Below are 26052 nucleotides of genomic sequence, written 5' to 3'. Positions count from 1 at the left end.
TCAGCTCATTCCACCGTGACCGGCAGCAGCCGCTCCGGCTCAGCCTGGGTCTCGACCACCAGCTCGTCATCGCGGACATCGATGCTGACCTTGCCACCGTTGACCAGCTTGCCGAACAACAGCTCGTCGGCCAGCGGACGCTTGATCTTGTCCTGGATCACGCGGGCCATCGGGCGGGCACCCATCAGCGGGTCGAAACCATGGTGGGCCAGCCAGTCGCGCGCGGTCGGGGTGGCCGACAGGCTGACGTGCTTGTCCTGCAGCAACATCTCCAGCTCGATCAGGAACTTGTCGACCACGCGCAGGATGTGCTCGAAGCCCAGCGCCTGGAACTGCACCACCGCGTCGAGGCGGTTGCGGAATTCCGGGGTGAAGCTGCGGCGGATGGTCTCCATCGCGTCGGTGGCATGGTCCTGCTTGGTGAAGCCGATCGAACGCCGCGAGGCCTGCGCCGCACCGGCATTGGTGGTCATCACCAGCACGACGTTCTTGAAGTTGGCCTCGCGACCGTTGGTATCGGTCAGCACGCCGCGGTCCATCACCTGCAACAGGATGTTGAAGATGTCCGGGTGCGCCTTCTCGATCTCATCCAGCAGCAGCACGCAGTGCGGCGTCTTGACGATCTTCTCGGTCAACAGGCCGCCCTGGTCAAAGCCGACGTAGCCCGGAGGCGCACCGATCAGGCGACTGATCGAATGCGGCTCCATGTACTCGGACATGTCGAAGCGGACCAGCTCGATGCCCAGCTGCAGCGCCAGCTGCTTGGTCACCTCGGTCTTGCCGACACCCGTGGGACCGGCGAACAGGAAGTTGCCGATCGGCTTTTCCGGGTTGCCCAGGCCCGAACGGGCCAGCTTGATCGCCGAGGACAGCGTCTCGATGGCCGGGTCCTGGCCGAAGATCACCATCTTCAGGTTGCGCTCCAGGTGCTGCAGCACATCCTTGTCGGTGGCGCTGACCTGCTTGGTCGGGATACGCGCCATCTTGGCGACGATCGCCTCCACTTCCTCGACGTCGATCAGTTCCTTGCGCTGGCCTTCCGGCAGCAGGCGCTGGCGGGCGCCCGCCTCGTCGATCACGTCGATGGCCTTGTCCGGCAGCAGGCGGTCGCCGATGTGCTTCACCGACAGGTCCACCGCCGCCTGCAGAGCCTCGTCGGAATAGGTCACACCGTGGTGCAGCTCGTACTTGGACTTCCAGGCCCTGCAGGATCTCGTAGGTCTCGCCGACGGTCGGCTCGACGATGTCGATCTTCTGGAAGCGGCGGGCCAGCGCCCGGTCCTTCTCGAAGATGCCACGGTACTCCTGGAAGGTGGTCGAGCCGATGCAGCGCAGCTCTCCGGACGCCAGCGCCGGCTTGATCAGGTTGGAGGCATCCATGGTGCCGCCCGACGCCGAGCCAGCACCGATGATGGTGTGGATCTCGTCGATGAACAGCACCGCATTGGGCACCTTCTTCAGCGCGGTCAGCACGCTCTTCAGGCGCTTCTCGAAGTCGCCGCGGTACTTGGTGCCGGCCACCAGCGCGCCCAGGTCGAGCGAATAGATCACCGCATCGGCCAGAACGTCGGGCACCGAGCCCTCGACGATGCGGCGGGCCAGGCCCTCGGCGATGGCGGTCTTGCCTACGCCCGCCTCACCCACGTACAGCGGGTTGTTCTTGCGGCGGCGGCACAGGACCTGGATGGTGCGCTCGATCTCGTCGGCACGGCCGACCAGCGGGTCGATGCGACCGGCCCGGGCCTGTTCGTTGAGGTTGCTGGCGAACTCGGTCAGGGCATCACCCTTCGGCTCGCCCTCCCCGCCTTCGATGCGGCCTTCGCCCTCGGAGGAGGACGACGGCTGCTCGCCTTCCTCGCCCAGCTTGGCGATGCCGTGGGACAGGTAATTGACCACATCCAGCCGGGTGACATCCTGCTGGTTGAGGTAGTAGACGGCGTGCGAGTCCTTCTCGCCGAAGATGGCGACCAGCACATTGGCGCCGGTGACCTCCTTCTTGCCCGAGGACTGCACGTGGTAAACGGCCCGCTGCAACACGCGCTGGAAGCCCAGGGTCGGCTGGGTATCGCGGCCGTCATCTTCGGCCAGGCGGGACACGGAGGCCTCGATGGCCTGCTCCAGCTCCTGGCGCAGGCGTTCGGCGTCGGCGCCACAGGCCTTCAGTACGGCTTGGGCGGACGGGTTGTCGAGCAGTGCCAACAGCAGGTGTTCGACCGTCATGAACTCATGCCGGGCCTCACGGGCGCGCTTGTAGCACTGGCCGATGGTGTGTTCGAGGTCTTTGCTGAACATGGATTACTCCGGCGGCAGATGGGGACAATATGCGGCCTGACTACGCGATTTCCATCACCCTAGCGGATTGCTGCGTTCAGATGGCGTTATCAGTGCGAATCGATTGATCTTCATTCACTCCAGGACAGCCCACCCAGCATGAGCGAACCCTACCTGAGCCGCTGGCGATTGCGGCGTGATGGCGCAGCCATCGAAACGCCCCATGCCCGGCTCTGGCCGGTGCTGACCGCCGCCGGCGAGCCGGCCATGCTGAAGATCAGCAGCGAAACCGAAGAGCAGAACAGCCATCGCCTGCTGCGTTGGTGGAACGGTGACGGCGCCGCCCGCCTGCTGGCCCACGAGGGGCCGGCGATCCTGATCGAACGTGCCGGCGGCGACTCGCTGCGGCAGCGCTCGATCGAGGGCGACGATGACACCTGCACCACGATCCTGTGCCAGGTCCTGCAACGGCTGCACCGGCCACGGAGCGCACCGCCAGCGGAACTGGTCTGCCTGCGAACATGGTTCGCCGACCTGCTGCAGCCAAGGGCTGCGCTGCCGCCACTGCTGGAACAGTGCAGATCACTGGCGGAGGGACTGCTGCAGCAGGAACAGGAGATCCGGCCGCTGCACGGCGACCTGCACCACGACAACGTGCTCGATTTCGGCGCGCGCGGCTGGTTGGCGATCGACCCGAAGCGGCTGCTGGGCGACCGCGCGTTCGATTACACGACGATGTTCAGTAATCCGGACCTGTGCGGCCCCGGCATCCATGTGGCCACCCGACCCGAGCGGTTTGCCACCCGGCTGGAACAGGTCGGCGCGCTGGCGGGCCTGGAACGCACGCGCCTGCTGCGTTGGATCGCAGCCAGCGCGGGGCTGTCAGCGGTGTGGTTCCGGGATGATGGCGACCCCGCCGAAGTCGACGAGGCGGTGGCGCGGATGGCACTGGAGGCGTTGGCGGAGGGCTGATCCCGCGCTCTGGTAGATGCCCACCTTGGTGGGCACGCCCCATCCATTATCGATACAGGCCCCTGCCTTGGTAGGTGCCCACCTTGGTGGGCACACCGGGTCCGGAGTCGATGTGCCCGGATGAAAACCGGCAGCCGGTCAGGCCTTTTCCATCGTGCACAGCAGCGGGTGCTGGTTCATCCGCGAGTACTCGTTGACCTGGGCGACCTTGGTCTCGGCCACTTCGCGGGTGAACACCCCGCACACGCCGCGGCCACGGGTATGGACGTGCAGCATCACCTGCGTGGCCTTGTCCAGGTCCATGCTGAAGAACTGCTGCAGCACGTCCACCACGAAATCCATCGGGGTGTAGTCGTCGTTGAGCAGCATCACCTGGTAGAACGGTGGCGGCGCCACTTCCGGGCGCGCGGGCTCCACGGCAACGCCGTGCTCGTGATGGGAATCGGGGGAAGACTCATGGGGCATCTGCCCATTATAGAGGCACGGGCCAGCCTGCGTCGGCCTGCCGCAGATTGGACGGCACGCACGCCCACCGTCACAATTGCATCCTCTCTCAACACTGTTTCACAGGATCTTCATGAAAAGGACCCTTCTCCCCGCCCTGCTGATCGCCCTGGCCGCCGCCGGCTCCGCCGCCGCCGAGACCCAGGCCGACAAGGCCGTGGCCCGCCACCTGGACAAGCTGGGCTATACCTACGAGGTCGACGAGGACGGCGACTACCGCATGGTGTTCGACGTCGAGGGTGATCGCACCCAGATGGTCTACGTGCGCTCGTCGGTGGAAGATTTCGGCACCCACAACATCCGCGAGATCTGGTCGCCGGCCTACAACGCCAAGACCAAGCAGTTCCCGGTGGCCGTAGCCAACCGCCTGCTGGAAGATTCGCAGGACGCCAAGATGGGCGGCTGGGTGAAGCAGGACACCACCGCCATGTTCGTGGTCAAGATCGACGCCGATGCCACGGCCGACCAGCTCAGCGACGCCATCGATGCGGCCATCCGCACCGCCGACGCCATGGAGCTGGAACTGACCAAGAAGGACGAGTTCTGAGTTGAACACCACGCCGGACCCGCGCTGGGCACCGCACGCCACTGTCGCCACCGTAGTGGTCGACGGCGGCCGCGTGCTGCTGGTCGAGGAGACCATCGACGGCCGCCAGGTGCTGAACCAGCCGGCCGGCCACCTCGAGCCGGGCGAAAGCCTGGCCGAGGCAGCCCTGCGCGAGACCCGCGAGGAAACCGGCTGGACGGTGCAGCTGACCCACTTCATCGGCTGCTACCAGTGGACGGCCGGCGACGGCACCACCTTCCTGCGCTTCTGCTATGCGGCGCGTCCGGTCTCGCACGACCCGGCGCAGCCGCTGGACACCGGCATCGATCGCGCGCTGTGGCTGACCCCGGCCGAGCTGCAGGCCGCCACGGAGCTCCTGCGCAGCCCGCTGGTCTGGCAGGTGGTGGCTGATTTCCTGGGTGGCCAGCGCCATCCGCTTTCGCTGGTCCGGGAGGTCGCATGAGCACTCCGCGCGTGATGGTGGGCGTCTCCGGTGGCGTCGACTCCTCGGTCGCCGCCTGGCGGCTGGTGCAGCAGGGCGAGGCCGTAGCCGGTCTGTTCATGCAGAACTGGGCCGACGACGGCAGCGGCGACTGCCGCGCCGAGGACGACCGCCGCGATGCAGTGGCCGTCTGCGGCCTGCTCGGTATCCCGTTCCACTTCCGTGATTTCTCCAGCGAGTACTGGCAGGGCGTGTTCGAGCACTTCCTGGCCGAGTACGCGGCCGGCCGCACCCCGAACCCGGACGTGCTGTGCAACCGCGAAGTGAAGTTCAAGCACTTCCTGGATGCCGCCCGCGAGCTGGGCGCCGAGCGCATCGCCACCGGCCACTACGCGCGCGTGGCCCAGCGCGGCCACCAGTGGCTGCTGCTGCGTGGTGCCGACCGCTCCAAGGACCAGAGCTACTTCCTGCACCAGCTGGGCCAGGCGCAGCTGGCGGCCACCCTGTTCCCGATCGGCGACCTGGAAAAGACCGACCTGCGCCGGATCGCGCGTGACGTCAGCCTGCCGACCCACGCCAAGAAGGACTCCACCGGCATCTGCTTCATCGGTGAGCGCGACTTCCGCGAGTTCCTCGGCCGCTACCTGCCGGCCAAGCCCGGGCAGATCCTGGACCCGGCCGACGGCAGTGTGATCGCCGAGCACCCAGGCGTCTTCTATTTCACCCTGGGCCAGCGCGAGGGCCTGAACATCGGCGGCGTGCGTGGCCGCCCGGCCGCGCCGTGGTACGTGGTCGGCAAGGATGTGGCCAGCAACGTGCTGTACGTGGACCAGGACCGCGACAGCAAGTGGATGCTGTCCGACCGCCTGCGCTCGGAAACCGCGCACTGGATTGCCGGCGCGCCGCCGGCACGGCGCTTCGAATGCACCGCGCAGACCCGCTACCGCCAGCCCGACGAGCCGTGTACGGTCGAGGTGCTGGACGATGGCAGCGTGCTGGTCACCTTTGCGCGCCCGCAGCGCGCCGTTACTCCCGGTCAATCACTGGTGCTGTATGACGGTGATGTGTGCCTGGGTGGCGCGGTGATCGCCGCCACCGATGCGCCGCTGGAACAGCGCCTGCGCACCACCCCTTCCCCTTTTGAGGTAATCGCTGCATGAGTTTCACTGTCGACGACCGCGTCCTGGCTTTGGCCGGCATTGCCCAGGCCCTGCAGCAGGTACGCCGCATCGCCGATACCGGCCATTCCGACGCCGCTGCCGTGCGCACCGCCGTGGACAGTGTGTTCCGCGTCGACGCGTCTTCGCCGCAGGAGGTGTTCGGTGACCGCCATGCATTGAAGGCTGGGCTGCGCCTGCTGCACAACTACTTCCGCAGCCAGGGCCAGGACCCGATCCTGCCCAAGCTGGCCCTGTCAGTGCTGCAGCTGGAGCGCCGCTTCGTGCAGGACGGCGCCACCGTGAACAAGGTCGCCTCGGGCATCGAACGCGCCCAGCGCCAAGCCGTCGAGCTGGGCGACAGTGGCCACCCGGACGTGCTGGCCAACCTGGGTGGCCTGTACGCCGACACCATCAGCCACCTGAAGCCGCGGGTGATGGTGCAGGGCAACCCGCATTACCTGGGCCAGGCCAGTGTGGTTGCCGAGATCCGCGCCCTGCTGCTGGCCGCGGTGCGCTCGGCAGTGCTGTGGCGCCAGCTGGGCGGCAGCTACTGGGACTTCCTGTTCAGCCGCAAGGCGATGATCGAGGCCGTGGACCGCCAGCTGGCCTGAGCCCCATGGGGTCGGATCCTTTTCCGGCAAGGAAAGGGCTCTGACCCCGAAGCCGCCGAGGCGTCGGAAAACCGGCGCATTCAGAATGCACTTCGAGGCATTTCGACGTTAAAGAGAAAGGGGGTACGGCCGATACATCCTCCGTGCACCTCCCGAGAACGTCCATGTACTCACGCATTTTCATCCGTCTGGCCGCCCCCCTGGCTCTGACCCTGCTGCTCCCCTTCGCCATCGGTTTCGAATGGCCGGCCGCCCTGCGTTGGGCGATCCTGACCACGATGACGCTGAGCTGGCTCGGCTTTGCGTGGTGGACCACCCGCGCCCAGGCACACCGTTCCCCGGAACACGCCCGTGTCCTGCGTGAGCAGGACCAGCTGCTGACCGAACTGCGCAATTTCGTCGGCAACGAGATCGAGGGTTCGCGCGGCGAAGTGGAACGCGCCCGTGACCTGATCCGCCAGGCCGTCTCCAGCCTCGGTGGCAGCTTCGATGCGATGAACCGCAAGTCGCGCCAGCAGAGCCAGGCCCTGTCGCGCATCGTCGACCGCGCCGGTGACGAAGGCAATGCCGGCCTCGACGTTGCCCGTTTCGCCCAGCACGCCAGCCACCGCATGGAACAGCTGGTCGAAGCGCTGGAACAGGTGAGCGGCCAGAGCAGCACCACGGTGCAGCACATCGACCAGATGGCGCAGCACCTGGATGGCATCTTCGCGCTGCTGGAAGACGTCAAGTCGATCGCCGACCAGACCAACCTGCTGGCCCTGAACGCTGCCATTGAAGCGGCACGTGCCGGTGAAGCCGGTCGTGGCTTCGCGGTGGTCGCCGACGAAGTGCGCAACCTGTCCGAGCGCTCGACCACCTTCAACGAGCAGATCCGCAAGCTGGCACACAGCTCCAAGGACGCCATCGCCAAGGTGCGCGAGACGGTCTCGCACATGGCCTCGCGTGACATGGACCGCTCCCGCGAAGCTCGCCAGGAAGCGGCGGCAATGCTCGACAACGTCGCGCAGATCAACGCCTCGCTGGGTGACGGCATGCGCGAAGTGTCCGAGTGCGCCCGTTCGATCGATGGCAGCGTGGCCGAAGCCGTGCGCGCCCTGCAGTTCGAGGACATCGCCACCCAGGCGCTGGGCGGCGTGCACACCCACCTGGACCGCCTGACCGCGATCAACCGCGAAGCGGTGGCCCTGCAGGAACTGCTGCACCGCAATGGCGGCGTGTTCGACGAAGAGATCGCCACCGCCCTGCAGCGCACCGGCAGCCGCCTGCGCGAACTGCGCAGCGAATGGGAACGCCCGCCGCACAAGCCGGTTGCCCAGCAGAGCATGGGCGCCGGCACCGTCGAGCTGTTCTGATCCTGATGTCCGCTGCCGTTGCCGGCAGCCCGCAAGGCCCCGGTTCGTCCGGGGCCTTTGCCTGTAACCCGCCGTTGGATGCATCCTGTACACGCACCATGACCCTGATCCGCGCCCTGCCCTCCCTCGCCGACACCGAGCGCCCGCGCAACGCGAGCGTGCGTGAGCAGTTGCAGCAGCTGGAAGAGGTAGCACGTGAGGAGATCCGCGAACTGCAGCAGCTGGCCGATGCGCGCCCTGCCCTGTCCCGCACGGACGACGCGCTGCTGGGTCTGGCGTGGGACCTGGGGTTGGATGGGGAAGCCTTGAGGTAGATCCACGCCATGCGTGGATGGTCTTCACCACCACCCGCTCCAAACCCATGGCATGATCCGCCCATGCCATCTACGGCTGGACACGGAGTGTCGTCGCATGAGCACCACGTTCATGACCTGGCTGGGATTTGCTGTGATGGTGCTCATCGCGGCCACCTTCACCTGGCGCCCCGCCTACGCCACTTTGCGGCCACCCCGGCATAGACCTGTCGCATTCCTGTTCGGCAGCCTGCTCTTCATGCTGATGGCCTTTCTATGTGCCTGGATGGCGGCAACTGCCATCAACACCGGGCACGTCCATCTAAGCCATCACCGCGCCGGCACCATTGATGCATGGCGGGACATCGAGCCGATGACCTTCTGGCTGATCATCGTCGCGGAGTACGTGTTCGGGCTGTTGATCGCCAGCTATTCCATTGCAGGCATCGCATTGATGAAACGGTAGATCCACGCCATGCGTGGGTGCATGCGATCGCCCCTCCACCCTTTCGGACTTGTTGCATGGTGTGGATCACAGGCCCGGGGCACACTCGTCGCTCTCCCTCCCTGGTGGCCGCATGGCATTCAATCCGGAAGAAGCGCGAGAAACCTTCGAACAGTTTCTGATCATCATGGACGATCAGATTGAATGGCTGATCGAACAAGCACAGCTCCGCGGCGTCGACCTTGACGGCAGCCTGGAGAGCCTTGATCGCCTGGAGACGCTGTACACGACGATGGCTGCAACGTTGTCGGAGGACGAACAGGATGGCCTGAGGATTGTGTTTGCACGATATCTGGGCGATGTAGTGTGGGAGCATCACGGCGGCAAATGGACCCTTCCACTGGATGATCCAAAAGACATCAATTTCAACATGCCGGTTATCGTGGGGCACTCATCCTGGCCGTGGCTGGAATTCAATCCCATCCATACGATGCATTGCTATGCCCTACGCCCAAAGGCTGGAATGCTCCGAAGCATCGTCGCGCACAGTGTTGATCCACAGATTCTGGATCTCAGCGATCTGGTGGAAGACGATTGAATCCAGGAGACTGCTCGATTCACTGGACCGCCCCGCGAGGACGGTAGCTGGTTCCGGGCAACATCCACGCATGGCGTGGATCTACTGGGGTGGCGAAATCGCTATGGCATGATGCGCAGGTCCCGTTCATGGAAGACCGATGGCCATCGCCCTGATCGCCGTGCTGTTGATCGAAGTCCTGCTGCTTGTGCTGTGGGCGCCGTTCTTCTTCCGCACCGGCATCGTCCTGTTCAATCAGCGCATCGCCGCTACGCCCGCAGAGCTGGCGCAGCTTTCGCTGGCCGGGTTGGAGCATGATCTGCCGGCCGATACCTGGCTTCGCCTGGTATTCCGCGCGCTGCCGGACGGCAGTATCGCCTTTCGCGAGAGCTTCGCGCCGAGCTTTGGCGGCCGCTACTTTCCGCTGATGCGCGGGCGGGTGATGATCGACGCACGACGCAGGGAGGTGCGGGTGGTCGGGCGGTGCAGCTGGTTCGCGCTGGGCCTGACAGTGATGCTGGTGCCGATCATCCTGGTCCGCCCGGCTGCGTCGCCGATGCTGGTGGCCCTGCTGCTGTTCTACATGGGCTATTTCATCCAGCGCCGACGCTATGCACATGTGGTGGAAGCAGTGCGCGCACGGCTTCGCTCCGAATTTCCGCAGCGAATGGTTGCCGCATCGCAGTAGATCCACGCCATGCGTGGATGATCGCGAGCACCGGCATTCGTGTCGACCAAGGTCGACACCTACCAGAGCGGTGCGTCGGCGTGCGGCGATCCCGACGGGCATGGCCCGGCGCCAGCCTCAGCGCGCCAGCACGACCTCGCTGGCAGCGTCGGTGCGCCCGGGCGCGGCGTGCTGCTGGCGCAGCCACTGCGCCAGGTCGCGCGGGCTGAGCGGGCGCGAGTACAGGTAGCCCTGGATCTCGTCGCAGCCCTGGCGACGCAGCATGTCTTCTTCCTGGTGCGTTTCCACGCCCTCAGCCACCACCTTCATGCCCAGCGCGTGACCCAGGTGCACGATGGCCTGGGTCACTTCGGCCGTGCCCGAGTCATGCAGCATGCCCTGCACGAAACTGCGGTCGATCTTCAGGCGCCCCACCGGGAAACGGTTGAGGTAGTTCAGATTGGAGAAGCCGGTACCGAAATCATCCACCGCCAGCGGCACGCCATGCCGTTCCAGCACGTCGAAGCAATGGCGCAGGATGTCGGTGTCACGGATCAGCGCCGACTCGGTCAGCTCCAGCTCCAACCGCTGCGGCGGCCAGCCGTGGGCATGGCAGATCTCGATCACCCGCTCGGCAAAGCCACGGTCACGCAACTGCACCGCCGACACGTTGACCGCGATGCGGTCGAAACACAGGCCAGCCCGGTCCCAGGCGATCGCCTGGCGGCAGGCTTCATTCAGTACCCAGTCGCCGATGCGCACGATCTCGCCGCACTTCTCTGCAATCGGAATGAACTCGGCCGGGCTGCAGTAGCCGATGCCGGGACGATGCCAGCGCAGCAGTGCCTCGATCGCTGGTGGCTCGCCCTGGTGCGCATGCAGCAGCGGCTGGTAGGCCAGGCTGAACTCTTCGCGTTCGATCGCCCCGTGCAGGGCATGCTCCAACTCGAGCTTGCGCTGGATGCGGGCCAATGCGTCCTGGCTGTAGTACTGGTAGGTGTTGCGCCCCGCTTCCTTGGCCGCGTACATCGCGGCATCGGCGGCACGCAGCAGTGAATCGAAATCGGTCTGCGCATCGCCCAGCATCGCGATGCCGACGCTGGCACCGACCTTCAACGTGGTCTCGCCACGGCGCAATGGCTCGGCCAGCGAAGCGATCAGCTTCCGCGCCACGTGGCCGGCGTCTTCCGGCTCGGCCAGGTCGCGCAACACCACGATGAACTCGTCGCCACTGAAGCGGCCGAACAGGTCGTTGTTGCGAAGGTTCTGGTGCAGGCGGGTGGCGGCAGCCTTCAGCAGCGCATCACCGGTGGCATGACCGAAGCTGTCGTTGATGGTCTTGAAGCCATCCAGATCGATGAACAGCATCGCCAGCGAGGTGCCGCGGTCGCGCGCCTCTTCGATGGCTTCTGCCGTCTGCTCGCCGAGCAGCACGCGATTGGGCAAGCCGGTGAGCAGATCGTAGTGCGCCAGCAGCTCGATGCGCTCGTTGGCCTCGCGCTCGCGGGTGATGTCACGGAACAGGACCACGAAGCGTGGCGGCAGGCCATCGCGGCGATCCAGCTCGATCAGCACCTGCACCCACACGCGCAGGCCAGACTGGCGATAGAAGCACAGGTCCAGCTGTTCGGGCAGTCCACCCGCAGCGATCCGGCCCAGCGCCGCCTCGAAGGCATTGCGCGAATCCTCGGTATACAGCGCCAGCGCCTGATCGAGAGTGATCGGCTCCTTGCGCAGGCCGTGGATGCGGTAGCACTCCTCGGTCCACTGCATGTGCCGGGTCTGCACCTCGATTTCGCAGCCGCCGATGCGGCCCAGCGCGGAGACGCGGTTGAGCAGCTCGGTACGCCAGCGGATCAGCGCATCGGTCTGGTGCTGCTCGGTGATGTTCTGCACCTGGCCAAGCAGCCGCTTGGGCTGGCCATCCATGTCCAGCAGCGGCTGCATCCACAGCCGCAGGTGCTGCGACGGTTCATGGCCACGGGTCAGCTCCAGTTCGAGGTTGGCGGCACGGCCATCGCGCCACAACCGTCGCCAGGCTGCACGCAGTGCGCCACGTGAACGTGGGTGCAGCTGCTTCAGCCAGCGGCGCTGGCCGGGCACGGCGCCCTGCTCCAGCGCCAGCAGCGAACGCAGTTCCGGCGACCACCAGAAGTGACCGCTGTTGGGGTCGAACGACCAGCTGCCCATGCTGGCGATGCGCTGGGCCTCGCTCAGGTGCAGCTGCTGTTCCTGAAGCAGCCCTTCCAGCTGCTTCTGCTGTTCGATTTCGGTATGCGTGCCGACCATGCGCAGCGGCTGGCCATCGGCGGTGCGCGCGACCACGCGCCCGCGGTCCAGTACCCAACGCCACTGGCCATCGGCCTGGCGGAAACGGAACTGTGCGCTGTACTGCTCGCTCAAGCCACGCAGATGCTCATCCAGTGCAGCCCGCACCTGGGCGATGTCCTCGCTGTGCACGCGGGCCAGAATCTCGGTAGCGGTTTCATCGCCCAGTGCCGGGGTGCGCACCACACGGTCGCTGGGAATGTCCCAGTCCCAGAGGCTGTGCCCGGCGCTGTCCAGCGCCAGCTCCCAGCGCCCACCGCCGCCGAGCGGCACCGGCTCTGGAATGCTCAGCGTGAAGGCCAGCAGGTTGCCGGCGCCATCATGCACGGCGCGCAGGTGGCCGTCGTAGTGACCGTGCGGGCCACCCGGCAGCGTGCAGGCCACGATGCCGCCATCGGCGGCCATCAGGCGCAGATCTTCCAGCATCGGCGCATACGCAGCCACGGTCGCCGGCAGGCCGTGCTCGCGCGCAGCCGGATTGGCCGCCAGCGGGCGGCCCGTGCGGTCGACGATGACCAGCGCCGACGCAAGCGGGTGCTGCAGCAGGCTGGCGATGATCCCTTGGTCCACGCGATCTTGCTCCGGATGACACGCCCGTCAGCGGGGCACGCAGTGGTTAACGGCGCCTGCGGCGGATAATTGAGTGGTCTGGGCGCACCTGCGCGGTAAGATGGCCGGCGCCCCTTTCTTCCGCCCTGTCCATGCCCGCAGAACCGACCGGCAACGCCCCAGTTCCCGACCCGCGGATGGCGCAGGCGCTGAGCCGCGACCGGCGCCGGGTGGTGCTGAGCTACCTGGCGATGGCGCTGGCCTGGATGATCTCCACCGACAGTGCAGTGCAGGCACTGGTGCCCGACCCGCAGCAGGCGGCCTTGTGGCAGGGCCTGAAGGGCTCGTTCTTCGCCCTTGCCAGCGCGGGCCTGCTGTATCTGCTGCTGCGCCCGCTGGCCGAGCACGTGCTGCACACCCATGCACGTCAGCAGGCCTCGGAGCTGCGCCTGCGGCAGATGTTCGAAGGCAACCCCGGCCCGATCCTGGTCTACGACCTCGATACGCTGGCGATCCTCGATGCCAATCCGGCGGCCTGTACGGCCTTCGGCTGGGACCGTGACGAACTGCTGGAGCAGACCATCGATTCGCTGTGGCCGCCAGGCCAGGACCTGGCGCTGCAGACCAAGCTGGAAGCGATCCGCGAGGCACCGGAGGAACTGTGCATCCTGCGTACCCAGCTGCAGCTGCGTGACGGCTCGCTGCGGCAGATGGAGCTGCGCTCCAACGCCATCAGCTATGACGGCCACAACGCCCGCCTGCTGATTGCCATCGACCGCACCGCTGAAGACCTGGCCCAGCTGCGCCGTGACCAGGCGCTGGCGCGGGTCGAAGAAGCCCACGAGCTGGCGCGCATCGGCGCCTGGGAACTGGACCCCTCCACGGGACTTGGCCGCTATTCGAACCAGGTCTATCGCCTGCTCGGTCGCCGCCCGCCCGAGGCGCGGCGCTGGCATCGCTTCGACGAACTGCTGGTGCCGGCAGACCCGGCCACCGCCACCCAGACCGAACAGCTGCTGGCCGAGCTCTGCTCCGGCGAGCCGGTCCAGGTGGACGTGCTGTTGCCGTTGCTGTCGATGGATGGGCGCGCCTTGATGGTGCATCTGCGTGCGGCCAGCGGCATCGACGAGGCCGGCCGCAACCGCGTGCTGGGCACCCTGCAGGACGTGACGGAGCGCGAGCAGTCGCGACGCCTGCTGCGCGAGCGCGAGGAACAGTTCCGCGAGCTGGTACGAGTACTGCCCGACGGCGTGGTCATCCTCTCCGACGAACACGTGCTGTACGCCAACGCCTGGGCCGCCAGCCTGTTCGGCTATGGCAGCCACACCCTGCTGGGCGAACCCCTGTCAGCACTGGTGGACAGCGCCGATCTGGCCCGCGTGCGCAGCCAATTGCGTGCAGGCCAACCACACCTGGGGCCCGGTCACAGCAGCATGGTGGCGATGCAGCGCGCGGATGGCCGCAGCTTCCATGCCGGCCTGGCGGTGGGCGAAGTGCGTTATGGCGGACGCGACTGCAAGCTGCTGATCGTGCGCGACCTGAGCGATTCCGAACGCACCCGCACTGCACTGGAAACCAGCAACCGTGAGCTGCAGGCGATGGCCGGCCGACTGTTCTCGCTGCAGGAAGACGAACGCCGCGCGATCTCGCGCGACCTGCACGACGACATCGGCCAGGCGATCACCGCAATCAAGCTGTCCGCCCATGCTGCGCAGGACGAGCATGATCCACAGCGCCGCGCCGAGGATCTGGCGCAGATCGTCAGCCTGGCCGACACCACCGTGGCCAAGCTGCGCGACATCTCCACGCTGCTGCGCCCGCCGCAGCTGGATGCCCTGGGCCTGGAGGCCGCACTGAGCTGGCAGGCACGGGTGCTGTTCCGTTCCTCGCCGGTGGAACTGCTGGCCGAGATCGAACCGCTGCCACAACGTCCTGACAACAGCATCGAGCAGGCCTGCTTCCGCATCGCGCAGGAGAGCCTGACCAATGCCCTGCGCCATGCCCGCGCCAGCCAGGTACAGCTGCAGCTGCGCGATGTCGGCCAGCGCGGCCTGCACCTGCAGATCCGTGATGATGGCGAGGGCTTCGACCCGGACGGTCCGCGCGGGCTGGGCCTGATCGTGATGCGTGAGCGTGCGCAGAGCGTCGGTGGCCATGTGCGGATCGAATCCGCACACGGCGAAGGCACCCTGATCGACGTACACCTCCCCTACCAGGCGGCCAGCATGGCCGCCGTTGAGTCACCGGACTACTGAGCCTATGTGGAATCCCAACCAGCCCCCGGTCAGCATCGATGATGCGCCTGACCGCCTTGGCGCCGGCAACCCCGAGCTGCAGGCGATGGTCGCCGAGGCGGCCTCGGGCGGCACCGCACTGATGTTGATGCACGTGGACATCGACCACTTCGCCTCGGTCAACGAAAACATGAGCGCCGAGGTGGGTGACCAGGCCCTGGTGCTGGTGGCGCAGCGGTTGCAGTCCTACCTGCGTGGTCGCGGCAAGCTGTGGCGCCACGGCAGCGATGAGTTCCTGATCGCAGTGCCACGCACCGCCGACGTGCCATTGCCGGAGGACTTCGCCGAGGAGATCCGGCAGCAGATGGAGCTGCCGCTGTCGGTGCTGCCGTACACCTTGTTCATGACCGGCAAGCTGGGTGTCAGCCTGTGCCCGGACCATGCCAGCAGCACCTCGCGCCTGCTTGATCACGCCGAGGATGCGCTGTACCAGGCGGCCCGCGAAGGCGGCAACGCGGTGCGCATCCACGCCGTGGATACGCCACCGAGCGCGCACAGCGAGAGCATCATCGCCCGCCAGATCGTGGACGCCATTCCCAACGGCGAACTGAAACTGCGTTACCAGCCGCTGGTCAGCGCCCGCGATGGCCACGTGGTCGGCATGGAAGCGCTGCTGCGCTGGCAGTCGCCGACGCTGGGCATGCTGGTGCCGGAGCGCTTCATGCGCACCGCCGAGCGGCTGGGCATCATCGTGCAGATCGGCACCTGGGTGCTGGAAGGCGCACTGAAGCAGGCACGCCTGTGGCGCGACCAGGGCTTCGACGACTTCACCATCGCGGTGAATGTCTCCACCCTGCAGCTGCTGCGGCCCAACTTCTTCGCTGAAGTCATGGGCCTGATCCAGGCCGCGGGCGTGCCGGCACAGATGCTGACACTGGAGATCAACGAAAGCGCGCTCACCAACAACGTCAACTTCGTGCACGAGACGCTGGCCAATCTGCGCAACGAAGGCATCAGCCTGAGCCTGGACAATTTCGGCACCGGTGATTCCAGCCTGAGTGCACTGGTCCGCTACCCGGTGGACAAGCTGAAGATCGATCGCAGCTTCATCAAGAGCGCACCGGCCGGCAACCGCGAGGCCGCCATCGCCCGCGCGATCATCGCCATGGGCCACCAGCTGGGCATGACCGTGATCGCCAACGGTGTGGAATCGCAGGCCCAGCTGGGCTTCCTGCGCCGCAACGACTGCGATGTGTTCCAGGGCTATCTGTTCGGCGAACCGATGTCGGCCGATGCCGCCGGCATGACCCTGCGCCGCCGCTACCTGCGTCCGGAAGCCTTTGCCGAGACCCGTCCCGACCGCACGCTGCTATTGCTGGACGACGAAGAGAACGTACTGCGCTCGCTGGTGCGTCTGTTCCGTCGCGACGGCTACCGCATCCTGGCCGCCGGCAACGTGCGCGATGCGTTCGACCTGCTGGCAATCAATGACGTGCAGGTGATCCTGTCCGACCAGCGCATGAGCGACATGAGCGGCACCGAGTTCCTGGGCCGGGTGAAGATGCTGTACCCGGACACGATCCGCCTGGTGCTGTCCGGTTACACCGATCTGAACACCGTGACCGACGCGATCAACCGCGGTGCGATCTATCGCTTCCTGACCAAGCCGTGGAACGACGACGAGCTGCGCAAGCACATCCACCAGGCGTTCCGCACCTATGAGGAACAGCGCCGCAGCAACGCCGGTCCGGCGCCGGTGGAAAGCGGAGATGGCGGCGAGGATCGCCCATTGCGGTAACGATCCCCTCTGGTAGCGCCGGCCGCTGGCCGGCTGCTCTGGATGTCGGGTTCAATGAGGTTGCCGGCCAGCGGCCGGCACTACCCGAAGCGCGAATCCAGGTCTGGGACAAGCCCTGGTAGAGCCGGCCGCTGGCCGGCTGCTCTCGATGCCGGGTTCAATGAGGTTGCCGGCCAGCGGCCGGCACTACCTGAAGCGGTCAGCGCGGCTGCTTCACCGGCAGCACCACGCGGAAGCGCGAGCCCACGCCCGGGGTGCTGTCCAGGTCGATGCGGCCGTGGTGCTTGTTGATGATGCTGTAGGAGATCGACAGGCCCAGGCCGGTGCCGCTGCCGACCGGCTTGGTGGTGAAGAACGGATCGAAGATGCGCTGGCGCAGTTCCGGCGAGATGCCACCGCCGGTGTCTTCAAACTCGACCCATACATGATCGCCATCAACGCCGGTACGCACCGTGATCGTGCCGCGCTCGGCGATGGCGTGGCCGGCGTTGAGCAGCAGGTTCATGTAGACCTGGTTCAATTCCGACGGCAGGCACTCCACCAACGGCAACTGGCCGAACTCCCGCACCAGGGTGACCTTGTACTTCAGCTCGTTCCAGATGATGTTGATGGTCGATTCCAGGCCCGCGTGCAGGTCGACCAGCTTCCACGACTCGTCGCGGCCGGAATACGAGAAGTCCTTCAGATCACGCACGATGCGCGTCACCCGCTCGATGCCTTCGCGCGACTCGGCCATCAGCTGCGGCAGGTCGCGGCTGATGAAATCGATGTCCAGGCGGTCACGGATATCGTCAATCTCCGGGATCAGCGCCTTCGGGTCCGGCGCCCGCAATGCGCGCTCGTAGGCTTCGATCACGGTGAACAGGCTGCGCAGGTACTCCTGCAGGCTGCCCAGGTTGGAGTGCACGTAGCCGATCGGGTTGTTGATCTCGTGCGCGACGCCTGCGGCGAGCTGGCCGATCGAGGCCATCTTCTCCGACTGCAGCAGTTTTTCCTGGGTACCGTTGAGGCGCAGGTAGGCCTGCCGCAGCTCTGCATGACGCTGCTGCAATTCGCGTTCGTAGTCTTCCTGGCCTTCGATATGGCGGAACAACGCCAGGAAGTGCCCCTGGCCGACCGGGCCGTGGTGATACAGATGGGCGATGACCACGCCCTCGCCCAGCGGCAGGCTGCCGTTCCAGTGACCATGCTGGCGCGCCTGCTCCAATGCATCAGGCGGCAGCAGTTCACGCAGGCGCTGCGGCGGTGGCAGGCCGCCGCCCTCACCGCTGGCCAGCAGGTTCTGCGCGGCCGGGTTGGCCAGGGCCACCTGCCCGTCTTCGGTGAACAGCAGCAGCCCTTCGCGCAGGCGCTCAAGCAGCGCCTGCAGCACCGGCTGCGGCGGAAGGGGGGCGGTAACCAGGGCGTTGGCAGCGGACACGGCGACTCGGGGCATTCGAACAGGCGCCCAATATACGCGGTCGTGCGGCGGGCTTCAGCCCGCGGGGGTGGGATGTGCGACCGCCGTCGCGTCAGGCGATGGCGAGTGGGCGCCGCGCAGTGACCGTATGCGACTGGCCCTTGGCATCATAGGAGGAGGAGGCCTCGGTACGCCCGAGCTGGCGCAGCGCCCAATCGACCTCGCGGCGCCGGCGCGACAGCAGCACGCCATTGGCTCGGTTGCGTTCGGCCAGTTCCTGGAGGTGATCCCCCTCACCAAGCGGCGGCGTGCCTTCCAGTGCACGCAGCGCCTCCAGCTTGGCACCGGTCGCCCGGATCAGCGCGTGTACGTCATGATCGACCAGCGCCTGACGTTCAACGTCAAGCGCCTGGGCCAGCCGCTGCAGTTGTTCGCTCATCGGCGCGGTCATCCGTGCAGCTGCTGATCCAGCTCAAGCATGCGCGATGCGATCGCGTCCGGATTGATCTTGTAGGTGCCGTTCTGCAGCGACTCGCGCACTGCGGCCACACGCTGGGCGTCGATTGCCGGGGCGGTGGTCAGCTCACGCTCGATGGCCTGCAGATTGGTGGCCTCGCCGGTCAGGCGCAGGCTGTCGGCCGCTTCGACCGGGCGCGTCGCCGCATCGGTGCTGACGCCGGGCTTGTTGGCCGGGGTCGTCACGCTGCGCAGTGCCTGGGGGACCTGCAGGTTGCCGTCGATTTTCTGGCTCATGGGGTGTCCTGGAGTTGCCGTTCACAAGGGATAACGGCCGCAGGGCCGTGATCTTTAGGGATATTTTGCGGTAAATCAACGCGCCACGATTACGTCACCGGCGGCATCGACCGTGCCCTGCACGATCCGCCGCGAGGACAGGTTCTCCACCGAGACCCGTTCGTTTTCACCGGCATCGCCCATCGCACGGCCTGCAATACGGACCTCGACCGAGCCGCGACGCGAAACCAGGGCCACATTGTCTCCTCGCTTGATGAGACGCTGCACCACCAGATCGTTGTTCGACAGCAGGGCTCCGGCCTGCAACGGACGGCGGGCGATGCGGCCGATCGCTGCATTCGGATCGGCCAGCACCGCACCGGCAATCCGGGCGGCATCACGCTGGGCAGTGGTGATATCGGCGGCGGTGAGGGATTCTCCAGTACCGATTCCGCGGTTGAGCACCAGCACGGTCTGGTTGCGCCGCACCTTTACTGGCACGAACAGGCGCCAGCCGCCGGCATCGGGGCAGCTGACTTCAACCGTGGTGTTGGCGGTGGGCTGCACCTGCAGCGCGCCAGCACACCTGGGCAAGCGCAGCGCATCGGCCACCTGGGCCTCGCCCTCGCTGCCGGCCGGCAGCGTCGACAACGCGGCGGTGCGGATACTGGCCACCGGCTGCCAGTCGGCGGCAACCGCCCACGGCGGGGCCAGCGCCAGCGCGATGGCGAACAGAGATGTGACCCGGCGCATGGCGCCTCCTGTCGAAGGGATCTGGCCCAGGTGCGTGCAAGGGGTGTGCCAGATCGACGGAGCGGCTTCTGTAGAGTCGAGCCATGCTCGACTGGCCGTCCGGAGCAGAGCAGTCGAGCATGGCTCGACTCTACAAAAGCGCTCAAGTTCGGGGCCCACCCCGCCGATACAGCAGCCATGTCCCATGACCTGCTCAACCGGATCGACCAGCGGACCCGACTGGCCGGCCACAATCGCCTGGCGCTGCTGCTGTTCCGCCTCGGCGGACGTCAGCTTTTTGGCGTCAATGTCTTCAAGGTGCAGGAAGTCCTGCGCCGCCCGGAGCTGTTCCAGGTACCCGGACTGCCCAGCCAGTTCGCCGGCGTGGCCGACGTCCGTGGCCGCTCGGTGCCGGTGCTGGACCTGGGCCTGGCCATCGGCCACCCCGAGCGTGAGCCCGATGCGGACACCTCGCCCGGCTACCTGGTCGTCACCGAGTTCAACCGCTCGATCCAGGGCTTCCTGGTCAGCGGCGTGGAGCGCATCGTCAACATCGCGGTGGAAGACATCCATCCGCCACCGGAACTGGGCGCCGAATCGAGCTATCTGACGGCGGTGACCCGCTTCCAGGGCGAGTTGATCCAGGTGATCGACGTTGAAAGCGTGCTGGCCGATATCGCCCAGGTACGCGGTGAAGCAGTACTCGACCCGGCGATGGCAATGCCCGCCGACGGCCCGCAGCTGCAGGTGCTGGTGGTGGACGACTCTCGTGTAGCCCGCCAACAGATCCGCAGCGTGTTGGACCAGCTTGGGGTGGGTGCCACCCTGCTTTCCGACGGCAAGCAGGCGCTGGACCACCTGCTGCAGATCCAGGCCTCGGGCGAGAACCCCGCCGAGCGCTATGCCATGGTCATCTCGGACATCGAAATGCCGGCCATGGACGGCTATACGCTGACGACGGAAATCCGGCGCCACCCGGGCCTTGCCGGCCTGTATGTCCTGCTGCATACCTCGCTGTCGGGCGTATTCAACAATGCGATGGTCGAGCGCGTCGGTGCCAACGCCTTCGTCGCCAAGTATTCGCCGCACGAACTGGCCGACTTCGTGCTGGACCGCCTGCGCAAGGTCGCGATGGCGGCCTGAGGCCTCTGATCCGGTAGTGCCGGCCGCTGGCCGGCAACCACAGACAATCCGGGAAGCCGGCCAGCGACCGGCACTACCCTCTCGAATTTGGCACACCCCTTGCAGCTTCCCGGGCAACGTTCCTGTGGGAGTGCACCGTGCGCAACCTGATTACCGACTACCTGGGCGTCCACGCCCAGGCCATGCCGTTGCGCGAACAGCGGATGAAGCTGATCGCCAGCAACCTCGGCAATGCCGACACTCCCGGCTACAAGGCCCAGGACCTGGACTTCGATGCCGCCCTGCGCCACGCCCAGGGGCAGGATGCCAATGGCCTGATGGCCACCACCCACGAGCAGCACTACGAGATCAGTAGTGGCCTGAACCCGTTCCAGATCGCGCGCGAAGGCGTGCAACCCAGCCTGGACGGCAACACCGTCGATCCCGATGCCGAGCGTGCCGCCTATGGCCGCGCCGCACTCGAATACCGCGCCTCGCTCAGCTTCGTCGAGAGCAAGGTGCGTTCCATGCTGACCGCGATCACGGGGCAATAAGCCATGAGCAACCTGCCGATATTCGATATCGCCGGCTCCGCGCTGCAGGCGCAGTCGGTGCGCATGAGCACCATCGCCTCCAACCTCTCCAACGCCGACACCGTCGCCGGTTCCGCCGATGCCGTGTACAAGCCGCTGGAACCGATCTTCCAGGCAGTGACCAGCAAGAACGATCCGAACATCACGTCGGTGAAGGTCAAGGAGATCACCCAGAGCGAAGCCGCGCCGATCAAGCGCTATGAACCGGGCCACCCGCTGGCCGACGGCGATGGCTACATCTACCAGCCCGACGTCGATCCGGTGGCGCAGATGGTCAACCTGATCTCGACCTCGCGCAATTACCAGGCCGGCGTGGAAATGCTGACCACCGCCAAGGAACTGGCCCTGGCCACCCTGACCATGGGCCGCTGAGGCCCGCAGCACCGGATACCGCCATGACCACCGCCGTCAACAACCAGACCAGCCAGGACGTCTATTCCGCGCTGGGCCTGAACGCCCCGAACAGCAACGCCACCAAGAAGAAGAACACGCTGGACCAGGCGGACTTCCTGCGCCTGATGACCGAGCAGCTGCAGCACCAGGATCCGCTGAAGCCGATGGACAACACGCAGATGGTCGCGCAGATGGCGCAGATGTCCACCGTGCAGGGCATCACCGATCTGAACAAGACGGTGAAGGGTTTCCAGGAATCGATGGCCAGCGACCAGGTGCTGCGCGGTGCTGCGCTGGTTGGCCACCAGGTACTGGTGCCGTCGGAAAAGCTGGTACTGGAAAAGGAAGGCAGCGTCGAAGGCACGGTGGCTGCGCCCTCGGCCGGCATCGTGACCGTCGACATCACCGATGCCAACGGCACCAAGGTCACCTCGCTGAGCGTAGAAGCCAAGGCCGCTGGCGAAACCGCGTTTCAGTGGGACGGCAAGGACGCCAACGGCAAGCGCATGGAACCGGGCAAGTACTCCATCGTCGCCAACCACGTCGACACCGCCGGCAAGAGCACCAAGCTGTCCACCTTCGTGCAGGCCCCGGTGGAGAGCGTGACCGTCGGCTCCGACGGCCTGTACCTGAATCTCAAGGGCCTGGGCACGGCCCCGATCGACTACGTGCTCCGCGTCAGCTGAGCCGCACATTCCGCATCTACCAGGAGCATCCCATGGGCTTCAACGTCTCCCTGTCCGGCATCAATGCCGCCAATACCGACCTGAGCGTCACCGCCAACAACGTCGCCAACGTCAATACCGCCGGCTTCAAGCAATCACGCGCCGAGTTCGCTGACCTGTTCGCCTCCACCAGCTACGGCCTGTCGAAGAACCAGACCGGCTCGGGCGTGCGTGTTTCCAACGTGGCCCAACAATTCATCCAGGGCCACAACGAGCAGACCGGCCGCAGCCTGGACATGGCGATCTCCGGTGAGGGCTTCTTCACAATGAACATGAACGGCTCGCGCGTGTACTCGCGTGCCGGCAACTTCCAGACCGATTCCGCCGGCTATGTGATCAACCCACAGGGCGCACGCCTGCAGGTGTTCGCGCCGAACGCCGATGGCACCAACTTCGATGCAGGCCGCCTGGTGGACCTGCAGCTGCTGACTACCGACAGCGCGCCGAAGCAGACCAGCGAAGTGAAGGTCGGTTTCACCCTGCCCGCCAACGCCAAGCAACCGACGGTCACCAATTTCGATCCGACCGACTCCAACAGCTACAACCACTCCAGCGGCGGCATCACCGTGTACGACTCGCTGGGCGTGAGCCACATCCAGGTCTCGTACTTCGTGAAAGGCGCCAACCCCAACGAGTGGACCGTGCGCAACTACGTGGATGGCCAGCCGGCCGGCGCACCGACCCCGGTGACGTTCGACAACAGCGGCAAGCTGACCAATCCTGCCAACGGCAAGGTCAGCCTCGGTACTTTCACCCCGACCACCGGCGCGGGCCAGCTGAACATGACGCTGGATATCAGCGGCTCGACCCAGTACGGCGAGAAGTTCGCGCTGCGCAACACCCAGCAGGACGGCTACGCCGCCGGCAAGCTCAACGAGATCACCGTGTCGGAAACCGGCGTGGTCTATGCCCGCTACTCCAACGGCGACGACAAGCCCCTCGGCCAGGTCGCACTGACCACGTTCAACAACACGCAGGGTCTGGAGCAGAAGGGCAACAACCTGTGGGTGGAGACGTTCGAGTCGGGCACGCCGCGCACCGGCATGCCGGACACCTCCAACCTCGGCAAGATCCAGGCCGGCTCGCTGGAAGCGTCCACCGTCGACCTCACCGAGCAGCTGGTCAACATGATCACCGCGCAGCGCAACTTCCAGGCCAACGCGCAGATGATCACCACGCAGGACCAGATCACCCAGACCGTCATCAACATCCGTTGATGACCTGCTGACCCTGTCACGGAACTCCCCGCATGGATAAAGCCCTTTACGTGGCGATGACCGGTGCCCGCGCCTCCCTGCAGGCGCAGGGTACGCTCAGCCACAACCTCGCCAACTCCGACACCCCCGGCTTCAAGGAAGCGCTGGCCAACACCGAAGCCTTCCCGATCCGTGGCCCGGGCTTTGCCTCGCGGGTGGATGCGCTGCATGTCGACGCCGGATTCAACCGCACGCCCGGTTCGCAGCACATCACCGGCAAACCGCTGGACCTGTCCCTGCAGACCGGCACCTGGCTGGCCGTGCAGTCCAGTGACGGCAGCGAGGCGTACACGCGCGGCGCGGCGTTGTCGGTGACGCCGAACGGCCAGCTGGTGACCTCCAGCGGCCGCCCGGTGCTGGATGACAACAACAACCCGATCGCCATTCCGCCCTACCAGGCGATGGAGATCGGTGCCGACGGCACGCTCTCGATCATCCCGCAGGGCGAAGGTCCGCAGACCATGGCGCAGATCGGTCGCATCAAAGTGGTGCAGGCACCGGATGAACGCCTGGAGCGTGGGCTGGATGGCCTGTTCCGCAACACCGACCCGCTGCAGCCGTTCGCACCGGCACAGGGCACGGCCGTGCACAGCGGCCAGCTGGAAGGCAGCAACGTGGATGCCGCTGGCGCGCTGGTGCAGATGATCCAGCTGCAGCGCCAGTACGAAATGCAGGTGCAGGTGATCAAGCACGGCGACGAAAACGCGCGCAGCGCCAACAGCATGCTGCGCCTGGGCAGCTGACGGAATTCCGGCGCCGGTTGATGCCGGCGCTGGCACACCGCTTGCACACCCGCATACAAGGGCCGCACCACGCGGCCGGCTTCAGCAGACAGGACATCGAAGATGAACCAGGCATTGTGGATCGCGAAAACCGGACTGGATGCGCAGCAGATGCGCATGTCGGTGGTTTCCAACAACCTCGCCAACACCAACACCACCGGCTTCAAGCAGGACCGTGCCAGTTTTGAAGACCTGCTGTACCAGCAGGTACGGCAGCCCGGCGGCTCCTCGTCGGCGCAGACGCAGCTGCCCACCGGCCTGCAGCTGGGTACCGGCGTGCGCGTGGTCGCCACCGCCAAGAACTTTGAACAGGGTGGCCAGCAGCAGACCGGCCGCGCCCTGGACGTGATGGTCAATGGCCGCGGCTTCTTCGAAGTTCAGATGCCTGATGGCAGCTCGGCCTACACCCGTGATGGCTCGTTCAAGATCAACCAGGACAGCGAGCTGGTCACCAACAGCGGCTACCCGGTGCAGCCGGGCATCCAGATTCCCGAAGGCGCGCAGTCGGTGACCATCGGCACCGATGGCACCATCAGCGTGAAGATGGCCGACGGCGCCGCCTCGGTGGAAGTCGGCGCACTGACCCTGACCGACTTCGTCAATCCCGCTGGCCTGCAGGCACGTGGCGAGAACCTGTTCCTGGAGACCACTGCGTCCGGCCCGGCACAGAACGGCAACCCCGGCCTCAACGGCCTCGGCACTGTGGTGCAGGGCGCGCTGGAAGGCAGCAACGTCAACGTGGTGGAAGAGCTGGTGTCGATGATCGAAACCCAGCGCGCCTACGAGATGAACGCCAAGGCGATCTCCACCACCGACTCGATGCTCGGTTATCTCAACAACAAGCTCTGACCGGCCAAATCGGGAAACCGCCATGTCGCCCATTTCCAACTTCGCCCGCACTGCTCTCGCCTGCGCCGTGGCCGCCCTGCTCGGTGGCTGCGTGATCGCGGGCGACGTGCGCCCCTACCCGACGATGGCACCGATCCAGCCGATCATGCCGCCGCAGGCACAGCCGACCGCCGGTGCGATCTACGCTGCCGGCCCGACCCTGCAGCTGTATTCGGACCGGCGCGCGCGCGATGTTGGCGACCTGTTGACCATCACCCTGCTGGAAAACACCACCGCGCAGACCAGCGCCAACACGGCCACCAACAAGGAATCGAACCTGAGCCTGGGAACGCCGTCCATTCTCGGCGCTCCGGTCACCCTCGGCGGCAAGGACATCCTGAGTGCCACAGCCAAGGGCGCGCGTGACTTCACCGGCAAGGGCAACAGCGCGCAGAGCAACCGCCTGCAGGGCAGCGTCACCGTCACCGTGGTCCAACGCCTGCCCAACGGCAACCTGGTGGTGCAGGGGCAGAAGAACCTGCGGCTCAACCAGGGCGATGAACTGGTACAGGTGCAGGGCATCGTGCGCCCGGGCGACATCAGCCAGGACAACACCATTCCGTCCAGCCGCGTGGCCGAGGCCCGCATCGTCTACGGCGGCCGCGGTCCCGTCGCGCAGTCCAACGCGATGGGCTGGCTGAGCCGCTTCTTCAACTCCGGCCTGACGCCGTTCTGAG

General features: G+C 66.2%; 26 protein-coding genes and 1 pseudogene. 20 read left to right on the top strand and 7 right to left on the bottom strand.

The features are described from left to right. Positions 1-5: 5 nt before the first annotated feature. Positions 6-2292: pseudogene (clpA, locus tag ACZK13_RS09990) on the bottom strand (ATP-dependent Clp protease ATP-binding subunit ClpA). 138 nt (positions 2293-2430) lie between these two features. On the opposite strand from clpA, the gene ACZK13_RS09985 reads away from it, so the two are divergent. Next, the gene (locus tag ACZK13_RS09985; RefSeq protein ID WP_180838538.1) at positions 2431-3243 is read left to right on the top strand and encodes an APH(6) family putative aminoglycoside O-phosphotransferase; all 813 of its coding nucleotides are present in this window, start codon (positions 2431-2433) and stop codon (positions 3241-3243) included. A 138-nt stretch (positions 3244-3381) separates the two neighbouring features. Here ACZK13_RS09985 and clpS read toward each other — a convergent pair whose 3' ends face one another. Continuing rightward, positions 3382-3708 (bottom strand): ATP-dependent Clp protease adapter ClpS, encoded by a 327-nt coding sequence (gene clpS, locus ACZK13_RS09980; protein WP_006444529.1) that lies wholly within the window; start codon positions 3706-3708, stop codon positions 3382-3384. Between the two features lie 112 nt (positions 3709-3820). Here clpS and ACZK13_RS09975 point away from each other — a divergent pair, with 112 nt between their 5' ends. The 9 genes from ACZK13_RS09975 (at position 3821) to ACZK13_RS09935 (ending at position 9865) form a co-directional block, all read left to right on the top strand. Beyond that, positions 3821-4294: a hypothetical protein gene (locus ACZK13_RS09975; protein ID WP_032127360.1), complete on the top strand. Its 474-nt coding sequence runs from the start codon at positions 3821-3823 to the stop codon at positions 4292-4294. Position 4295: 1 nt separating this feature from the next. After that, the gene (locus ACZK13_RS09970; RefSeq protein ID WP_180838539.1) at positions 4296-4757 is read left to right on the top strand and encodes an NUDIX hydrolase; all 462 of its coding nucleotides are present in this window, start codon (positions 4296-4298) and stop codon (positions 4755-4757) included. Then, positions 4754-5896 carry a tRNA 2-thiouridine(34) synthase MnmA gene (mnmA, locus tag ACZK13_RS09965; RefSeq protein WP_107431878.1) on the top strand — a complete coding sequence of 381 codons (1143 nt, stop codon included), beginning with the start codon at positions 4754-4756 and terminating at the stop codon, positions 5894-5896. The genes ACZK13_RS09970 and mnmA overlap by 4 nt, the downstream gene beginning before the upstream one ends. Beyond that, positions 5893-6507 carry a high frequency lysogenization protein HflD gene (hflD, locus tag ACZK13_RS09960; RefSeq protein WP_253143099.1) on the top strand — a complete coding sequence of 205 codons (615 nt, stop codon included), beginning with the start codon at positions 5893-5895 and terminating at the stop codon, positions 6505-6507. Before mnmA ends, hflD begins: the two co-directional genes overlap by 4 nt. A 164-nt stretch (positions 6508-6671) precedes the next feature. Further along, the gene (locus ACZK13_RS09955; protein ID WP_005409587.1) at positions 6672-7862 is read left to right on the top strand and encodes a methyl-accepting chemotaxis protein; all 1191 of its coding nucleotides are present in this window, start codon (positions 6672-6674) and stop codon (positions 7860-7862) included. A gap of 98 nt (positions 7863-7960) precedes the next feature. Beyond that, positions 7961-8176, top strand: a complete 216-nt coding sequence (locus ACZK13_RS09950; RefSeq protein ID WP_049399379.1) for a hypothetical protein — start codon at positions 7961-7963, stop codon at positions 8174-8176. A 97-nt stretch (positions 8177-8273) separates the two neighbouring features. Next, entirely contained in the window at positions 8274-8621 is a 348-nt protein-coding gene (locus tag ACZK13_RS09945) for a hypothetical protein (RefSeq protein ID WP_478482490.1), read from the top strand. A gap of 112 nt (positions 8622-8733) precedes the next feature. Beyond that, complete coding sequence (locus ACZK13_RS09940; RefSeq protein ID WP_253143097.1) at positions 8734-9198, top strand: hypothetical protein; 465 nt, start codon at positions 8734-8736, stop codon at positions 9196-9198. A 139-nt stretch (positions 9199-9337) separates the two neighbouring features. Next, positions 9338-9865, top strand: a complete 528-nt coding sequence (locus ACZK13_RS09935) for a hypothetical protein (RefSeq protein WP_253143096.1) — start codon at positions 9338-9340, stop codon at positions 9863-9865. Positions 9866-9982: 117 nt separating this feature from the next. Here ACZK13_RS09935 and ACZK13_RS09930 read toward each other — a convergent pair whose 3' ends face one another. Further along, complete coding sequence (locus ACZK13_RS09930) at positions 9983-12742, bottom strand: bifunctional diguanylate cyclase/phosphodiesterase (protein ID WP_253143095.1); 2760 nt, start codon at positions 12740-12742, stop codon at positions 9983-9985. A gap of 131 nt (positions 12743-12873) precedes the next feature. On the opposite strand from ACZK13_RS09930, the gene ACZK13_RS09925 reads away from it, so the two are divergent. Continuing rightward, positions 12874-14976, top strand: a complete 2103-nt coding sequence (locus ACZK13_RS09925; RefSeq protein ID WP_253143094.1) for a sensor histidine kinase — start codon at positions 12874-12876, stop codon at positions 14974-14976. Positions 14977-14980: 4 nt separating this feature from the next. Further along, a complete protein-coding gene (locus ACZK13_RS09920) occupies positions 14981-16753 on the top strand; it encodes an EAL domain-containing protein (RefSeq protein WP_032127372.1) in 1773 nt (590 codons plus the stop codon). Between the two features lie 199 nt (positions 16754-16952). Here ACZK13_RS09920 and ACZK13_RS09915 read toward each other — a convergent pair whose 3' ends face one another. From ACZK13_RS09915 to flgA, 4 genes are all read right to left on the bottom strand, one after another. Next, complete coding sequence (locus ACZK13_RS09915; RefSeq protein WP_019337422.1) at positions 16953-18173, bottom strand: ATP-binding protein; 1221 nt, start codon at positions 18171-18173, stop codon at positions 16953-16955. Between the two features lie 91 nt (positions 18174-18264). After that, positions 18265-18603: a flagella protein gene (locus tag ACZK13_RS09910; RefSeq protein WP_049399388.1), complete on the bottom strand. Its 339-nt coding sequence runs from the start codon at positions 18601-18603 to the stop codon at positions 18265-18267. Next, positions 18600-18905 carry a flagellar biosynthesis anti-sigma factor FlgM gene (flgM, locus tag ACZK13_RS09905; protein ID WP_049421929.1) on the bottom strand — a complete coding sequence of 102 codons (306 nt, stop codon included), beginning with the start codon at positions 18903-18905 and terminating at the stop codon, positions 18600-18602. Before flgM ends, ACZK13_RS09910 begins: the two co-directional genes overlap by 4 nt. A 75-nt stretch (positions 18906-18980) precedes the next feature. Beyond that, positions 18981-19637 (bottom strand): flagellar basal body P-ring formation chaperone FlgA, encoded by a 657-nt coding sequence (gene flgA, locus ACZK13_RS09900; RefSeq protein WP_253143093.1) that lies wholly within the window; start codon positions 19635-19637, stop codon positions 18981-18983. Between the two features lie 177 nt (positions 19638-19814). Between flgA and ACZK13_RS09895 the strand changes: the two genes are divergently transcribed. From ACZK13_RS09895 to flgH, 8 genes are all read left to right on the top strand, one after another. Then, the gene (locus tag ACZK13_RS09895) at positions 19815-20759 is read left to right on the top strand and encodes a chemotaxis protein (RefSeq protein WP_032127374.1); all 945 of its coding nucleotides are present in this window, start codon (positions 19815-19817) and stop codon (positions 20757-20759) included. Between the two features lie 137 nt (positions 20760-20896). Then, on the top strand, positions 20897-21292 hold the full coding sequence (gene flgB / locus ACZK13_RS09890) for a flagellar basal body rod protein FlgB (protein WP_005409576.1): 396 nt from the start codon (positions 20897-20899) through the stop codon (positions 21290-21292). A 3-nt stretch (positions 21293-21295) separates the two neighbouring features. Then, complete coding sequence (gene flgC, locus ACZK13_RS09885) at positions 21296-21703, top strand: flagellar basal body rod protein FlgC (protein WP_010485892.1); 408 nt, start codon at positions 21296-21298, stop codon at positions 21701-21703. Between the two features lie 23 nt (positions 21704-21726). Beyond that, the gene (locus ACZK13_RS09880; RefSeq protein WP_253143092.1) at positions 21727-22410 is read left to right on the top strand and encodes a flagellar hook assembly protein FlgD; all 684 of its coding nucleotides are present in this window, start codon (positions 21727-21729) and stop codon (positions 22408-22410) included. A gap of 32 nt (positions 22411-22442) precedes the next feature. Next, positions 22443-23666: a flagellar hook protein FlgE gene (flgE, locus tag ACZK13_RS09875; RefSeq protein WP_107431886.1), complete on the top strand. Its 1224-nt coding sequence runs from the start codon at positions 22443-22445 to the stop codon at positions 23664-23666. 32 nt (positions 23667-23698) lie between these two features. Next, on the top strand, positions 23699-24448 hold the full coding sequence (locus tag ACZK13_RS09870; protein ID WP_032127377.1) for a flagellar basal body rod protein FlgF: 750 nt from the start codon (positions 23699-23701) through the stop codon (positions 24446-24448). A gap of 102 nt (positions 24449-24550) precedes the next feature. Next, positions 24551-25336, top strand: coding sequence for a flagellar basal-body rod protein FlgG (flgG, locus tag ACZK13_RS09865; RefSeq protein WP_005409571.1), 786 nt, complete (start codon positions 24551-24553; stop codon positions 25334-25336). Positions 25337-25358: 22 nt separating this feature from the next. Next, positions 25359-26051 (top strand): flagellar basal body L-ring protein FlgH, encoded by a 693-nt coding sequence (gene flgH, locus ACZK13_RS09860; RefSeq protein WP_010485899.1) that lies wholly within the window; start codon positions 25359-25361, stop codon positions 26049-26051. The last annotated feature ends 1 nt before the right edge of the window (position 26052 follow it).

The sequence above is a fragment of the Stenotrophomonas sp. 99219_Sma genome (assembly GCF_056480785.1).
Note: the sequence above shows the minus strand (reverse complement) of the source record. Positions and strands in the feature narration are given on the sequence as shown.

Excerpts from the sequence above, each read along its gene's own strand:
- flgG (WP_005409571.1), top strand. The coding sequence starts at position 24,551 with ATGAACCAGGCATTGTGGATCGCGAAAACCGGACTGGATGCGCAGCAG.
- ACZK13_RS09945 (WP_478482490.1), top strand. The coding sequence starts at position 8,274 with ATGAGCACCACGTTCATGACCTGGCTGGGATTTGCTGTGATGGTGCTC.
- hflD (WP_253143099.1), top strand. The coding sequence starts at position 5,893 with ATGAGTTTCACTGTCGACGACCGCGTCCTGGCTTTGGCCGGCATTGCC.
- flgM (WP_049421929.1), bottom strand. The coding sequence starts at position 18,905 with ATGAGCCAGAAAATCGACGGCAACCTGCAGGTCCCCCAGGCACTGCGC.
- ACZK13_RS09955 (WP_005409587.1), top strand. The coding sequence starts at position 6,672 with ATGTACTCACGCATTTTCATCCGTCTGGCCGCCCCCCTGGCTCTGACC.
- clpS (WP_006444529.1), bottom strand. The coding sequence starts at position 3,708 with ATGCCCCATGAGTCTTCCCCCGATTCCCATCACGAGCACGGCGTTGCC.
- ACZK13_RS09920 (WP_032127372.1), top strand. The coding sequence starts at position 14,981 with ATGTGGAATCCCAACCAGCCCCCGGTCAGCATCGATGATGCGCCTGAC.
- mnmA (WP_107431878.1), top strand. The coding sequence starts at position 4,754 with ATGAGCACTCCGCGCGTGATGGTGGGCGTCTCCGGTGGCGTCGACTCC.
- flgC (WP_010485892.1), top strand. The coding sequence starts at position 21,296 with ATGAGCAACCTGCCGATATTCGATATCGCCGGCTCCGCGCTGCAGGCG.
- ACZK13_RS09910 (WP_049399388.1), bottom strand. The coding sequence starts at position 18,603 with ATGACCGCGCCGATGAGCGAACAACTGCAGCGGCTGGCCCAGGCGCTT.
- ACZK13_RS09895 (WP_032127374.1), top strand. The coding sequence starts at position 19,815 with ATGTCCCATGACCTGCTCAACCGGATCGACCAGCGGACCCGACTGGCC.
- ACZK13_RS09975 (WP_032127360.1), top strand. The coding sequence starts at position 3,821 with ATGAAAAGGACCCTTCTCCCCGCCCTGCTGATCGCCCTGGCCGCCGCC.
- ACZK13_RS09950 (WP_049399379.1), top strand. The coding sequence starts at position 7,961 with ATGACCCTGATCCGCGCCCTGCCCTCCCTCGCCGACACCGAGCGCCCG.
- ACZK13_RS09985 (WP_180838538.1), top strand. The coding sequence starts at position 2,431 with ATGAGCGAACCCTACCTGAGCCGCTGGCGATTGCGGCGTGATGGCGCA.
- ACZK13_RS09880 (WP_253143092.1), top strand. The coding sequence starts at position 21,727 with ATGACCACCGCCGTCAACAACCAGACCAGCCAGGACGTCTATTCCGCG.
- flgH (WP_010485899.1), top strand. The coding sequence starts at position 25,359 with ATGTCGCCCATTTCCAACTTCGCCCGCACTGCTCTCGCCTGCGCCGTG.
- ACZK13_RS09935 (WP_253143096.1), top strand. The coding sequence starts at position 9,338 with ATGGCCATCGCCCTGATCGCCGTGCTGTTGATCGAAGTCCTGCTGCTT.
- ACZK13_RS09925 (WP_253143094.1), top strand. The coding sequence starts at position 12,874 with ATGCCCGCAGAACCGACCGGCAACGCCCCAGTTCCCGACCCGCGGATG.
- flgA (WP_253143093.1), bottom strand. The coding sequence starts at position 19,637 with ATGCGCCGGGTCACATCTCTGTTCGCCATCGCGCTGGCGCTGGCCCCG.
- flgE (WP_107431886.1), top strand. The coding sequence starts at position 22,443 with ATGGGCTTCAACGTCTCCCTGTCCGGCATCAATGCCGCCAATACCGAC.
- ACZK13_RS09940 (WP_253143097.1), top strand. The coding sequence starts at position 8,734 with ATGGCATTCAATCCGGAAGAAGCGCGAGAAACCTTCGAACAGTTTCTG.
- ACZK13_RS09870 (WP_032127377.1), top strand. The coding sequence starts at position 23,699 with ATGGATAAAGCCCTTTACGTGGCGATGACCGGTGCCCGCGCCTCCCTG.